12 protein-coding genes and 1 pseudogene are annotated in these 13,809 nt (G+C 40.2%); 2 read left to right on the top strand and 11 right to left on the bottom strand.

The genetic code is table 11. From position 1 onward, the window contains the following. Nucleotides 1-378: 378 nt before the first annotated feature. From QZT26_RS12590 to QZT26_RS12570, 5 genes are all read right to left on the bottom strand, one after another. Entirely contained in the window at nucleotides 379-648 is a 270-nt protein-coding gene (locus QZT26_RS12590) for a hypothetical protein (protein ID WP_099325790.1), read from the bottom strand. A 227-nt stretch (nucleotides 649-875) separates the two neighbouring features. Continuing rightward, nucleotides 876-1,709: a tryptophan synthase subunit alpha gene (trpA, locus tag QZT26_RS12585; RefSeq protein ID WP_157820605.1), complete on the bottom strand. Its 834-nt coding sequence runs from the start codon at nucleotides 1,707-1,709 to the stop codon at nucleotides 876-878. Between the two features lie 118 nt (nucleotides 1,710-1,827). After that, a complete protein-coding gene (gene trpB / locus QZT26_RS12580) occupies nucleotides 1,828-3,075 on the bottom strand; it encodes a tryptophan synthase subunit beta (RefSeq protein WP_197705203.1) in 1,248 nt (415 codons plus the stop codon). 299 nt (nucleotides 3,076-3,374) lie between these two features. Then, nucleotides 3,375-4,985: a hydroxylamine oxidase gene (locus tag QZT26_RS12575; RefSeq protein ID WP_099325788.1), complete on the bottom strand. Its 1,611-nt coding sequence runs from the start codon at nucleotides 4,983-4,985 to the stop codon at nucleotides 3,375-3,377. Between the two features lie 943 nt (nucleotides 4,986-5,928). Beyond that, a complete protein-coding gene (locus QZT26_RS12570; RefSeq protein ID WP_295102565.1) occupies nucleotides 5,929-8,382 on the bottom strand; it encodes a tetratricopeptide repeat protein in 2,454 nt (817 codons plus the stop codon). Between the two features lie 464 nt (nucleotides 8,383-8,846). Between QZT26_RS12570 and QZT26_RS12565 the strand changes: the two genes are divergently transcribed. Continuing rightward, complete coding sequence (locus QZT26_RS12565) at nucleotides 8,847-9,347, top strand: hypothetical protein (RefSeq protein WP_099325786.1); 501 nt, start codon at nucleotides 8,847-8,849, stop codon at nucleotides 9,345-9,347. 1 nt (nucleotide 9,348) lies between these two features. Next, on the top strand, nucleotides 9,349-9,648 hold the full coding sequence (locus QZT26_RS12560) for a UPF0175 family protein (RefSeq protein ID WP_099325785.1): 300 nt from the start codon (nucleotides 9,349-9,351) through the stop codon (nucleotides 9,646-9,648). Nucleotides 9,649-9,689: 41 nt separating this feature from the next. Here the strand turns inward: QZT26_RS12560 and QZT26_RS12555 are convergent, their stop codons facing one another. From QZT26_RS12555 to QZT26_RS12530, 6 genes and pseudogenes are all read right to left on the bottom strand, one after another. Further along, complete coding sequence (locus tag QZT26_RS12555; protein WP_099325784.1) at nucleotides 9,690-10,460, bottom strand: thiamine pyrophosphate-dependent enzyme; 771 nt, start codon at nucleotides 10,458-10,460, stop codon at nucleotides 9,690-9,692. A gap of 22 nt (nucleotides 10,461-10,482) precedes the next feature. Next, the gene (locus QZT26_RS12550; RefSeq protein ID WP_099325783.1) at nucleotides 10,483-11,508 is read right to left on the bottom strand and encodes a 2-oxoglutarate synthase subunit alpha; all 1,026 of its coding nucleotides are present in this window, start codon (nucleotides 11,506-11,508) and stop codon (nucleotides 10,483-10,485) included. Further along, nucleotides 11,501-11,713 (bottom strand): 4Fe-4S binding protein, encoded by a 213-nt coding sequence (locus QZT26_RS12545; protein WP_099325782.1) that lies wholly within the window; start codon nucleotides 11,711-11,713, stop codon nucleotides 11,501-11,503. Before QZT26_RS12545 ends, QZT26_RS12550 begins: the two co-directional genes overlap by 8 nt. A 279-nt stretch (nucleotides 11,714-11,992) precedes the next feature. Beyond that, entirely contained in the window at nucleotides 11,993-12,829 is an 837-nt protein-coding gene (locus QZT26_RS12540; protein ID WP_099325781.1) for a deoxyribonuclease IV, read from the bottom strand. A 92-nt stretch (nucleotides 12,830-12,921) separates the two neighbouring features. Continuing rightward, entirely contained in the window at nucleotides 12,922-13,539 is a 618-nt protein-coding gene (locus QZT26_RS12535) for a class I SAM-dependent methyltransferase (RefSeq protein WP_099325780.1), read from the bottom strand. Nucleotides 13,540-13,643: 104 nt separating this feature from the next. Next, nucleotides 13,644-13,809, bottom strand: a pseudogene (locus tag QZT26_RS12530) (IS66 family transposase); the annotation flags it as partial.

The following is a 13,809-nucleotide window of genomic DNA, read 5'->3' as shown; positions in this document are numbered from 1 at the left end:
AGATCCCGCGTCCGCGGCAACAATCACATGAATTATTAGAGGCATTACAGATAAAGTTGCCAGAAGTATTGCCAAGCCGGAACATACGGGTAGTCACTAGAAAAAAGCTTGCTGTTCGGCGTAAAAGTCAATAAATATAAGGCTTTTACGGCACTTTTGTTTTTTGACTTGGGGTGAACATCCGCTTTAAGAGAGGGTCACAGTTTAATTCCAATCTGAAGCTGTATTGTGGAAAACCAGACATACTGATTTTTAGTGGCAGAACTTAAAAACGTAGCAATTATAAGTGTCTGCACAGACACTTATAACCGACATTGCGGTTGATTTTGATAAATCATAAATTGCCCATATTAACTAACGCCGGCCTCCTGCTTGCCATTAGAATATTTCTTCTATTTTTTTTGAAATTACCGCAAGGTTTCTCTCTTTAGTCAAATATTCCACTTCGTTAGGGTGCACCTTCAAATCGGCAAGTATTTTCTTAATTCTCTTCCAGCCGGAATCCTTCTTTTTTTCGTCCGTTATCAGGTACATATCAGAAACCAGCTCTCCAAGGTTTTGTATTAGTCGCAGGTCTTTATTTTCATAAAATCCCTTAATAACCTTCTTTTGATATTGAGTGTACCCTTTTTCTTTGTTCTGATCCAAAATATATCCTGTTTTTTCTTTCTTGTAACTATTCAGCGTGATTTTGCGACTACCATATATGGCATAAAATGACTAAAAACATAAAATTTAGCCACAGGTTGTACTACCACATATAGTCTGAAAATACAAAACAAGCATTCTCTACCACATATAATGTTTTTTGCTCAAACACGCTGAATAGTTACGTTTTTTCTTTTTTTTAAATGATATTAAAAATAAAACTTCAACTAACCAATGCTTACCAAAGGTGTTTTCGGCAAATTCTTTGTCCCAATAACTAACTCCTCAACAAAATTACCAACATTTTCTATCCGCTTCTCATGAAGTTCGTGTTCATATTTTTCAATTTCTCTTACAATAGCGCTGCCAACAATTACGCCTTCTGCGATCTTTCCGACCATACTTGCTTGTTTGGCTGTGGATACCCCAAAACCTACTACAATAGGAATACTAGTAAGCTGTTTAAGTTTATTAATATTTTGTACAATATCATCGGGCAACATATCCCTTGCTCCGGTAATCCCCACCACCGAAATATAATACAAAAACCCCTGCGTTCTTTGAGTAATAAGGTTCATTCGTTGATTCGTTGTTGTTGGGGCCACAAAACAAACAATTTTTAAATCATTTTTGGATGAGATTTCAAATATTTCTTCATTTTCTTCAATGGGAAGGTCTGGGATAGTCAATCCGTCAAACCCTGCCTTTAAAGCCATTTCAACAAAAGCTTTACTTCCAAATTTGTACACAATACTATAAGAAATCATTCCGACTACAGGTATTTGAGTTTTACTGCGAAGCCTCGAAATCATATCGAATATTTGCGCAACCTTTACCCCTTTTCCCAATGCCCTGTGATATGATGCCTGAATAACAGGCCCATCTGCAATAGGGTCGGAAAATGGTACACCAAGCTCAATAATATCTGCCCCTTTTTTCTCAAAAGCAAGAATCAAGTCCTCTGTTGTTTCGATGTCAGGGTCTCCGGCCGTAATAAACGGAATAAAAGCAGGCTCCTTTTTTCTTTTTAATTCTTCAAATTTTTTATCAATCCTGTTCATTGGAATCATCTCAACAAAACTATAACGATTTCTCTACTCTAAAAATCAAATAGAGACTGTGCTTTACTTCGAATTAAATACCTTATTTACTTACGATTATTTTATATGTGGTATTCCACTAGATGACGTAGCCTAGTTTTTTTGCCACTTCAAAGGAATCCTTATCTCCAGTACCGGATAAACAAACAATAATCAATTTGTCCTTACTCAAAACAGGAGCAAGTTTCATTGTATACGCAATAGCATGTGCGGCCTCAAGGGCTGGAATAATCCCTTCTAATCGGGCACATTCCTGAAAGGCGCTTACCGCTTCTTCGTCAGTTATCGAAACATAATCAGCCCTTCCGATGTCTTTCAAATAGCTGTGCTCGGGACCAACGCCGGGATAGTCCAAACCGGCAGAAATTGAATGCACCGGCAATGTTTGCCCATCATCGTCCTGAAGAACATAGCTTACACTTCCATGCAACACACCTACTTTCCCGCTTGTCAGAGTCGATGCATGCTGGCCTACTCCAGGGCCAGTGCCTCCCGCTTCTACGCCAATCATTTTTACCTCTTTGTCGTCAATGAATGGATGAAACAATCCTATTGAATTACTACCGCCACCAACACAGGCAATAAGATAATCCGGCAGCCGGTTTTCCTTTTCCAATATCTGCTTTTTTGCTTCTCGTCCTATTACTAACTGGAAATCTCTTACCATTGTTGGGTAAGGATGAGGACCAACAACAGAACCAATAATGTAATGAGTGTGTTTTACCGACCCCATCCAGTCCCTCAAAGCCTCATTTGTAGCATCTTTTAATGTTTTCGAACCACTGACGACGGGAATAACCTTTGCTCCGAGCAGCTTCATTCTAAAAACATTCAACGACTGACGTCTCATGTCTTCTTCGCCCATATATACATCACATTGAACACCAAACATTGCAGCAGCAGTAGCCGTGGCGACGCCATGCTGTCCAGCGCCAGTTTCAGCAATAATGCGCTTTTTTCCCATCCTCAAAGCAAGCAATATTTGCCCAATCGTATTATTAATTTTATGTGCTCCGGTATGATTTAAATCCTCCCTTTTGAGATATATTTTAGCGCCGCCAAGTTTTTTTGTCAGCCTTTCCGCATAATAAAGGGTTGAAGGACGCCCCACATACTCTCTCAAATAGTATTCCAGTTCTGTATTGAATGTCGGATCGTTTTTCGCATCATTATATGCTTGTTCCAATTGGTCGAGAGAGGGCATAATCGTTTCCGGCACAAACTTTCCGCCAAAGCGGCCAAAATGCCCCATTTTAGCAGAAAAACCATCTGCCACCGATAATTTTTCATACGCAGGAGTTCTTATTTTTGAAGTAGTGATGCTCATAATTTAAACCTCCTTCTTTCATTTTAAAACAAGTAATTTTCTCTTAATACTTAATTGCCTGGAGATACAAGGTTTCAAACAGGCAAAAAAGGATTGAAACTACGGATTACACAGATTATGTATTTATCTCTGCACAATATGTAGTTTATCTTGAATTTCCCTAAAAACCTAACTCATTTATAAAGATACAACGCACATAAAAGTACCGAATAAATACAATGAGGGTAGCAAATTGACCTCTGCTACCCTCATTGCTCGACAACATATATATCCTGAAAATTAAATCAGGTACATGAAACTTAGTGATGTATTTCTACACCAGCATCTGCATTAGCACGGTGAGGAATATCAGTTCTCTTGAACCATTCAACATCCACGTCGCCAGGTTTTCTCTTCCAGCCTGGGAGTAAATCAAGATATTCACCATGTTTCCAGAAATCAGCAGATTTGTGTTCTAAACCGATCTTTTTCTCAATAGCTGCAAACCTTCTCAACTTAGCTGCTTCGGTTTTGATTTCAACCAATTTTCTGTCCTGCTCAAAGGCGCTTCCATTTCCGTACGTTTGATTGTACATAGACATATGTGCATATGCCTTATAAACGTTACCGGTCAGGTAACAAATCATTTCCAGCCCTAAACGCTCTAAGTTAGAAGTCGCGTAGAACCTTGGATCTCCGCCTGGTAACAAGCTGAAAGTATAATGACCGTACCAATCAGGAGCTGATCCTTCAGGCATTGGGTCAACTACACCATCAAGATAACAACCCACGATAACCGCAGCTGCTTCTCTCCACTTTGTAAAACTCAAATTAACACCTGCGTCCATTTCTTTGAGTTTATCCGCTGCGAACCTTGGCGAATGACAGTCCTGGCATAACTTAATCCAAGAGTCTCTTTTCGCTTTATGTTTTGGTGCCCCGCGGTCTACCTGGAACATACCCATATCGCTATATATCGTTCCAAACCTCTGCGGATTGTGATCGCCGTTTTGCATATGGCAATAAGCACAGGTCGGCACCCTGTAGTTACCCTTCTTCAACTTCTTGCCCCAGTCCATCCTGGCTGATTCTGCTTCATACAATGCTCCATGGATAGAGGTATTGTACATAGCCCATTCATCATGGTCTATACCCATATGACAAACCCTGCAAGCGGTCGGTTTTCTGGCCTCAGCCGGGTCAAATTTGTGCCTTGTGTGGCAACCAGAACATCTGTTTTCCGCAATAGCATGACAATGCGCACAGCCAGTAACCTCTTCAGCAGGTTTCCCTACGTGCCATGAAAATTCCAACACGTTAACTGTGTATGCATGAGTATGAGACCCCAAACCGCCAGCCCTGTGTTCCGCTGTTTCTTTTGGATGACAGTCGTTACAGAGCTTATAGGTTGGCATTTCAAGCTTCTGGTGGTTATTGCCATGACAATCAGCACAACCAACCAAATCTTCAACCGGTTTTCCATCCTTCTTTATGCCAATCCCTCTCCTTATGTCCTTGCTGCCATGCGAACTTTGCTTCCAATCGTTCACAATCGTCGGAGTTTGTACTGTATGGCACAATACGCATTCTTCGTTCTTGAACACCCCTTCTGTCTGGCTTCCATTTGTCCAATAATGTTCCGGATCGTACCAACGAATTGACGGTAACATCTTCAAAAAAGACTTGTATGGCCCACGTCCATCAACATATTCAGGTTCAGTATATTTAGCGGTCAACCCAAATATATACAAGGTGCCATCATTATCAGGGCCAACTGGCTGGCCGAATACCTGTGATGCTACGTCCTGAAAAGTTGGTCCTTCAGCCATTGCAACACCATTTTCCATAGCGCAAGCTAGCAAGGTTACGCCTGCAAAGGCAAACGTCGCACCTACAATCCTGGACAATGGTTTCTTAAAAATTTCAAACATTACATCTTCTCCTTTCTTTACTTTAAACACTTTTAAAACTACGGTTATTACCTAAGTGACACAAGCGAGAATCACAGGTAAAAGCAGGAACATTAAATAATCTTTAGCCTAACCACCCCCTTCCCAGGTTCTTTATTAAACAAATTTTTAAAAGATTTTCATGCAAAATTTCAAGGCATAAAAATTTTCAACATTATACAGCGGTAGAATATCTTGTCAAGGACATTTTCATTGCAGCCAGTGCAATGTTAACGCCGCATTAAAACCTCTTATACTGCGGTAAAAAACGATATTTTACAACCGTTTTAGTTTTTTTAAGAATTTCCGAAATTACTAAGCATTATACATCAATAACGGCAATAACGGCAATTCAAAACTCCCGAAGTGTTTTTTCGCCAAAAAGTACCTAAATGTAATGTATAGACTGTGCCGAATGCAAAATTGCACTGATAGGGCTTTTGTAAAATTTTCCCTGGCCATAAAATCACAGGGCAGGATAATCAATTTTTGGGGTAAATAACACGCGCACCAGCCCATTTTCCCAAACAAAAATGTGGCGCTGTGCGATATTGTAGAGAAAATCTGTGCGCTTGAAAAGGATATTTCGAAAAAAATGCTCCGTCTTTGTCCAAATGGCAAGCGCCCACCTATCTCGCCTCAACTCTCAGAGCTTCTGAAGTATTTTTTTTAGTCAAAAAGTACCTAAGCCTATTAATTCCAGTGGGATAGGCAAGGATTAAAAAGCTTCACCATTGCTGGGTGGGAAATGGCATGACACCTGTTTTTAAACCCTGTAATGGAACATGGAGACTGGACAGGCTATACGCACGTCCTGCCATGTACAAATTTGCGTCTTGTATTTAATCTGGTATCAAATCAAATTCCACCAGATCAAGAGTTATGAAATTTTAAATTGATATGACATGAACTACTTATTCGCCTATCATGGCTTTTGCGCCATGCCATCGCTACCGCCGCTTAATGTAACGATAGCCGCTTCTATTTCGCCTGCCATTGGCTGATTTGGATTTAACCGCAGTGTTTCTTTTAAATGAAATAATGCTTTCCGGGTGTTGTTGAAATAATTCGCATACACAACGCCGAGCGCCTTGTGCACCGAGGAATTTTCAGGATTAATTTCTATTGCTCGTGCAAATGCGTCAACTGCCTCTCCATATCTTCCTTTTTCCATAAGGGCATTGCCAAGGTAATGGTGAAAATCCGCGTCATCCGCATTGATTTTAATAGCCTCTTCAAACTCAGAAATAGCCTTATCAACATTTTTTTTGGATAGATAGGCAATGCCAAGATTGCAATGCGCATTGCAATCTGTTTGGTCATATTCCAGGACGATGTCAAGTTCCCGGATGGCATTATCCGTCATTCCCATTGTCATGTACACACATGCCAGATTATTATGCACATCCGCGCCGTCAAATCCAAGGGCTACCGCTGTGTTTAATGCCTCTGCCGCTTTTTCCCCGTCGCCTTTATTTGCATAGGCAATTCCCAAATTGTTATATGCGCTTGCCATTTTCGGGTCGAGCCGGATCGCCGTATCAAACTCTCTCATTGCTTTATCAAATTGTTTCATGTTTGTGTATAACATCCCTAAACTATTGTGAATATTTGCATCGGCAGGGTCTAATTGAAGCGCTGTTTTGTATGCCTCTTCCGCGCCATCAAAATCTCCCATTTCTTTAAGAACATTTCCCAGTGAATTGTGCGTTGAAGATTTATCGGGTGCGATTTTTAATGCTTTCAGAAAGGCGTCAACAGACTCACGGTAATTTTTTGTTTCAAGATAGATAAGCCCTAAATTACTGTGATAGCGGAAATCGAACGGATTGCACCGGATCGCTTTTTCATACATTTTCACTGCCGCAGGATACTGTTTCTTTTTTTTATAAATATTTCCTATATTATTGTATGCATCTGCATGGTAGGGATTTGATTGTATTGCCTTTTCATATGCTGCGATAGCATCGCCAATCAGTTCCTTTCGTTCGTATAAATTCCCCAGATTATAATACGCCCCGGCATCATTCGGTTTTATTTCCAGGGTCTTTTTATACTCATACTCCGCCTTTTCATACATCCCTTTTGAATTATATACCACCCCAAGGTTGTGGTGTGCGCGTGCACTGTCAGGTTCTCTTGCCAGGGCATCATGCCACAGAGCAAATTCATCATGCCATACGACATTCCGGGAAATACTTATAAAGGCAAAAACGATTAAAATCACGCCAAAGCATATCTTCGCAAAAATATTCTCTGAAACACCCTTCCAGAACAGTACACCCACAGCGCCCGAAAATCCCATGAGGGGAATATACATGTAACGCTCTGACATGATATTGCTTAACGGGATTATATTTGACACCGGCGAAAGGGTGACAAAAAACCACACTGCAAAAAAACAGAATAATTTGTTTCCTTTCCCTATACGCAATAAAACAATAATCAGTACAATTATCAAAACGACAGAGATTGAAAACGATACCACATCTGCCAATACCGGCAGAATCACATAATCAGCATTAAGGTCAAAAGGTAGGAACAAAAGCTTTATATACGAGGCAAGTACCTTAAACATCACAAAGATGCTTTGCCCGGACTCGCTCAGATTAATAGACACATCCTTAAATACCCAAAACTGAATAATTAAATAGCAGCACGTGACTAAAAAATATCCAATATAGACGCCTTTCATTTTTTTAACACACTCTTTAAAAGGATTATTTTTTGATGGAAAAAAGAATGTATATATCACGAGCATTACCGGCAGAGTTACTGCCATCTCTTTTGAAAATAACGACAGTGCATAGAAAGTCAAAGAACCGGAATAACACAGATAAAATGCGCCTTTCTTCTTCAAGCCATCGTCGATTTTTAAGAACAGGATAAACGTCATTAGATAAAAGAAGGCGGCAAGGATATCTTCGCGATAGCTGATAGAATTAACTGTTTCTGTTATTACGGGATGGGTGGCAAACAATAATGCTGAAATAAACGCCAATGAATGTATCCGCGTTATCTTTTTAATAAAAAAGTAGAATACTGTTACATTTGCAATATGAAAGAGGAGATTAGTGAAGTGATACCCCGATGGGTTTTCTCCCCAAAGAGAATAGTCAAGAAAATAGGTAAACGTAACCATAGGACGATAGCTTATCTCTCCGGAAAGCATGAAATACTGAAAGGAAAACAACGTCCGGAAATTATCCCAATTCTTAATCAAATGGTTATTAACAATCGTAACAGAATCATCATAAACAAAATTATTCCGCAACGTGTTAACAAAGATAATACATGACCATATAACCAGAAATGCAACAGGGATTACCTGCCATTTCCAGCTTCCCGGCATTTTGGTTGAAACTGCAGTTGCATTCATAATAAATCAGATTTTAACGTTTTACATAACCTGCAGCAGGGAAAAAGGGGGCGTACGTTCATAAACCCAAACACCCGCTGCGGACTACAAATTTTAAGAAAACGCACTACCCGTAAGGGTCGGGTTGATGCAATTGTTATGTTGTTTTTGGGGGGGGATGAAAACTCTATTTTAACGCTAGCGTGTTATCTGGTTTATACCCTCTTTTCAATGAGAGTTCAAAATATTTATTAAAAATTTTGGTTTCACTATAAGAAATATTGTAGCAATCCGGCTTTTAAAAAAAGCCGTGTCGTTGAGAGAGGGTGCAATTTCATTTCTTGTAATACTTATTGTTTATTTATGTCAACCGGCATGGCGCACAAGATGTTACACGGCATGGATTGTCAGGCAAATAAATTGAATACCAAAATCAATTATCTCTAATATTGACATTTGTATTACATTTGTCATACAATTAGTGAATGATAGTATTTGATTCATCCACATTAATACTTCTCGCTAAAATAGACATGCTCGACATGGTTGTCTCTAATTTTAGAGGTAAAGTCTTGATTCCAGAAACAGTTATGACGGAAGTATGCGAAGATCGCAGAATTGAAGTACCTGCTATAGAAAAACTAATCAATGATCATAAAATCGAAGTTTTTAAGGTGAAAGGCATTGCACAGACAAAAAATATTATGGAAGACTTTAGCATCGATAGAGGGGAAGCAGAGGCAATTATTTTATCGATCGAGAAAGGGATATCCATGGTGGCGACCGATGATAGAAATGCGATAAGGGCATGCAAAATGCTCAAGTTAGATTTTGTTACTGCAATAACTATTTTGATAAGAGCATTTGAAAAAACGCTTATCGATAGCGAAACAGCGCTTCTTAAATTACAGAAATTACAATTAATAGGACGATATAGTAAAGAAATAATTCGCGATGCTACAAAACTATTAAGAGGAGGTACATAAAATGGCAACAAAGACCTTGAGTATCCGCATAGGTGATACTGATTACAAATTTCTTTCCTCACTGGCAAAAGAGGAAAATGAAGATGTCTCAAAAAAAATAAGAGAGCTGGTAGACCTCGGGCGGGTTATGCTTGCCATAGAAAAATATAAAAAATCAGAGGCATCTCTCGAAAAAGCTGCGCATATTGCAGGTGTCTCAATAGCAAAGATGATGGATATATTAAAAGAGTACAAAATCGAGGCAAACCTGGAGTACGAAGACTATTTGAAAAGCCTAAAGACGCTGAGAAAAGTGTGGTAATAAATTCCACTTTTGATGAAGTATTTTTTGTTGACAACTAATTATGTATCAGGCCGATTGCGGTGTTGTAATATACCAATCTCATTTGACGCCAGTTCTTCAGCATTATCATTAATTTTGTAAAATTCCTTATAGTGGTTCAACATTGCATTGGAGTTTTTGTACCCTAACCGGCGTCCGTAATTGACGAGACACATGGTTCTTGCTTCGACAAAAGAAAAGCCGTTAAATTGCAAGGCCGCCACGATGCATTTTCTCATGTGGCTGAGGTGATATGCCGTGGTGCGTGCAAAGAAACTTTTGTTGCCTTTAAACAGATATTGTATATCCATGGGATTATCAGGATTTCCTCCCGGCGTGGTTAACGTCTCGCAACCCCTTGGGGTGATGGGAGAAACCTGGCCGCCGGTCATGCCATAGATTTCATTTGCATAACAAATAACAGTAATGTTTGTGTTTCTCCGGATGGCATGCAAAAGATGGTTGCCGCCAATACCCATCAGGTCGCCGTCCCCGCTCACGACTACCACATTAAGCTTTTCGTTCGCATATTTAATACCTTCTGCTACGGGAATTGCCCTGCCATGGGTGGTATGTACTGAATCAAGATTAAAAAATCCCGCACTTCTCCCTGCGCAGCCAATCCCCGAAACGACTACCGTGCCTTGCAAAGGGTAGTTGAGTTCATAAAAGGCCTGGCATATGGTTTTCAGCACAATACCATTTCCGCAACCCCCGCACCATGGCGTTGGCAGCAGTTCGAGTTTCAGATAACGTTTGAACTGGACGTCTTTTATAGCATTGTTTTCCATGATAAAACGACACCCTTGTTTTTTAGCATTTTTTAATCACTTCAGAGAGTACACTCTTTATTTCTTCCAGGCTTATGCGCCCGCCGAGGATAGGGATCAAAGTTACTTCGCGGTGTAATAAACGTTCAATTTCACGGGCATATTGGCCTGTATTCATTTCCATAACGATAATTTTTTTATATTGGGATGCGATGCGCTTAAGGTCGTCAAAAACCGGAAACATCAATATTGGCCGGAATAATGAAAAATCATTTTTGAAATAATACGCCACCCTTGATAAAGCTCCATAAGAGATAAGTAATGTGTCGGTTTTCTTCGGGCATTCAATGTATTCGTAATAGTTATATTGCCCCGCAATGCGTAATTGTTTTTCATGCAGACGTGCAATAAGTTTTCGGTAATTGTCAACATCCGAGGTTTTTGGTTGAGAATCATAGTGTGATAAACCGGTGAAATGACGATTCCCGCAGCCAAACGGAAGCCGTTCCCGATTTTTGATCACAAAATTAACAGGGGGGGCAATTGTCTCAGAGAGGTGGCTTATGTAGCCGTCACTAAGCAGTATAACAGGGCTTAACGATTCTTCGGCGGCATTAAATGCCGTTATCGTATGAGTATAAAGCTCCGTCACGGAATTGGGATAAAATACTATAGGAAAATAATCGCCGTGGCTGCCATATATACATTGCATAACATCTCCCTGCGCGGGCAAGGTAGGCATGCCGGTGCTGGGCCCTACTCTTTGTACATTAACAATCACCAGAGGCACTTCCATCATGTGTGCGAGACCGATGTTTTCCTGCATTAAAGAGAATCCAGGGCCGGACGTGGCTGTCATTGATTTAAGGCCGGCGAGTGACGCACCGATAACGGCGCTTAATGAGGAAATTTCATCTTCCATCTGCAGTACTTTTACTTTTTTCCTGCTCACCAGGTTGTGGATTATTTCCGATGCCGGAGTAATGGGGTAGCCGGCAAAAAATGTCAGGCCTGCAACCTCAGATCCCAACACAATTGCCTGGTTTCCCTGCAATAATTGTTTAGACATTTATTTCCTCTATTTCAATGGCTATGTCCGGGCAATAACGCTGGCAGGTTCTGCAGACAATACATTTATTCAATTCCATTAATATTTTGTTTTTAATTTCCAGATTCTTCACCGGGCAAAGATTTACGCAGATACCGCAGCGTTTGCAATATTTATGATTTATGTGAACTATTCCCTTTCGTTTTTTTTCGTTGTTTTTTTCCACTGGATAACGTTACTTCTTCATAATATTAATAGGAAAGTTTTTTATACGATGTATTCACTACTTGTTGGGGAAGATTGCATGGCACTACTAAGGATTTGTGAAAAGCCAGATTTACATTCGCCTGTAGCTATTAAAGATATCTAGTCTAACAATAATATATTATGAATTCTAGCGATATTTACGTGTGGTTTTCGTTGCGAATTAATGTCTTGAGGAGGATAAGTGATGAAGCAAAAATATTCTCTCTTACCAGTGTACATCCCCTTTGATTTTTTGGGATCAACGATTTTCAACCAATCCTTTTAAAATATTTAAATTTTTCACATCCATGCCGCCCTCTTTTGGTGTTTCCAGTATTTTCGGTATGTGTTTCATTGTATTCATAATCTGTCTGAAGGGTTCCAGTCCTATAGCGCCTTGCCCGATATGTTCGTGCCGGTCAATTTTACTACCCAAAGCCCCTTTCGAATCATTTAAATGAATGGCATAAAGGGAGTTGAGGCCTACCGTGGCATCCAATTCCTCCATCGTTGTTTCAAATCCGATCTTCGTCCTTATATCATAGCCCGCTGCGAAAGCATGGCATGTATCAAAACAGACGCCTATTCTTCCAGAACCGATTCCCTCAATTAATTGCTGTAACTGCTTGAAATGATAACCAATGCTTGACCCCTGGCCGGCAGTGTTTTCCATCAGGATTTTTACGGGAGAGTTGTTTGTTTTTTTGAGTACTGATTTTATCATTTTGATTACGTTTTTCATGCCGGTTTGTTTGCCGGTATTTTTTGTGAAACCGGGATGTATAATAATAGACGCAATGCCAAGGTCATCACATCGTTGAATCTCTCCCAGGAGGGAATTGTGGGTAAGTGCGTGAATTCTGCTATCGCTGGTGGCAAGATTGATAAGATAGGATGCGTGTGAAAAAATTGTTTTTATGTTTGATTGCCGCAATGTTTCTCTGAAAATTGTTTTTTCCGCCGGACCGACGATTTTTTCTTTCCATTGGCGTTGGTTTTTCGTAAAGATTTGAAAGGTGTCTATTCCCAAAGACGCGGCTTCATTGAAGGCGTTATGCAAACTGCCTTTTATTGAACAATGTACTCCCAGGAGCATAGGTTAAATGTAAATAGTTATTGGCCTTAAATAATAGATATCGCTGATAATACAGCACAGGAATGCACCTCTCTGCTTCCTATACCATTTAATTATTTTCTCATAAACCGGAAAAAACCAAATTTCTGCTCTTTGCTGGCTGGAGTAACATGAATTTCCTGTTTTTCCTCCATCAGAAGGAATTCGCTTCCTAATTCATTTTGTAATTTTTCCGCGTCGTATTGTTCAATATCAAGACCGCTGCACCTTGTTGGGCCGTCAATTGCAAAAGCGGCGATAATCAAATGCCCTCCCCTTTTCAAAGAATTTTGTAATACCTCAACATATTTCTTTCTGTCCGATGGATCGGTCAGGAAATGAAACACCGCCCTGTCATGCCAAAGGTCAAACGGATAGGGCGCGACATATTCTGTTACATCGGCCTCAATCCAGCATACATTTTCAGCCCGCCTGCCCAGTCTCTCCCGAGCATATTGAATAGCTCTTGATGAAATATCCAGAACGGTTAAATCCCGATATCCCTTCTCCAGCAATTCATCCACAAGGACAGACACACCGCCACCCACATCAATAATTTTTGCAGCATTGTCTGGTTTTGCCAAGGTGATAAACTCCAGTGACACAGCAGGGTTAACCTGGTACCAACTGACCTCTGACGGTTTCTTTTGTTCATAAACATTTTCCCAATGTTTCTTTCGGCTACTGTCCATCGCTTTGCATCCCTCTATATAATGTATTGTTCATAATCATAATTCTTTTGAGAATGTTTTAGCAGAAATTTGGTATCTATTCAGCGTATTTTCATCCACTGTCGCTACGAGCTGGCAAAATCAGGCAATTCACCACGGAATAGCATCTGTAATGCCCGGCTCAAATTTACCCCTTGTTTTCGACAGGTCGAGAGATAACTCCGAATGCGGCAGAAAATTTTCGCTCCCTCCAAAGAACGAAAACAGCCAGATATCTTCTGCTGAACCTTC

The sequence above is a fragment of the uncultured Candidatus Kuenenia sp. genome (assembly GCF_900696675.1).
Taxonomy (GTDB): Bacteria; Planctomycetota; Brocadiia; order Brocadiales; family Brocadiaceae; genus Kuenenia; species Kuenenia stuttgartiensis_A.
This window is presented reverse-complemented; position numbering and strand designations above follow the sequence as displayed.

Coding starts and splice junctions, on each gene's coding strand:
- QZT26_RS12570 (WP_295102565.1), bottom strand. CDS start 8,382: ATGAATGCAACTGCAGTTTCAACCAAAATGCCGGGAAGCTGGAAATGG.
- QZT26_RS12555 (WP_099325784.1), bottom strand. CDS start 10,460: ATGGAAAACAATGCTATAAAAGACGTCCAGTTCAAACGTTATCTGAAA.
- QZT26_RS12550 (WP_099325783.1), bottom strand. CDS start 11,508: ATGTCTAAACAATTATTGCAGGGAAACCAGGCAATTGTGTTGGGATCT.
- trpB (WP_197705203.1), bottom strand. CDS start 3,075: ATGAGCATCACTACTTCAAAAATAAGAACTCCTGCGTATGAAAAATTA.
- QZT26_RS12535 (WP_099325780.1), bottom strand. CDS start 13,539: ATGGACAGTAGCCGAAAGAAACATTGGGAAAATGTTTATGAACAAAAG.
- QZT26_RS12575 (WP_099325788.1), bottom strand. CDS start 4,985: ATGTTTGAAATTTTTAAGAAACCATTGTCCAGGATTGTAGGTGCGACG.
- QZT26_RS12540 (WP_099325781.1), bottom strand. CDS start 12,829: ATGCTCCTGGGAGTACATTGTTCAATAAAAGGCAGTTTGCATAACGCC.
- trpA (WP_157820605.1), bottom strand. CDS start 1,709: ATGAACAGGATTGATAAAAAATTTGAAGAATTAAAAAGAAAAAAGGAG.
- QZT26_RS12560 (WP_099325785.1), top strand. CDS start 9,349: ATGGCAACAAAGACCTTGAGTATCCGCATAGGTGATACTGATTACAAA.
- QZT26_RS12565 (WP_099325786.1), top strand. CDS start 8,847: ATGATAGTATTTGATTCATCCACATTAATACTTCTCGCTAAAATAGAC.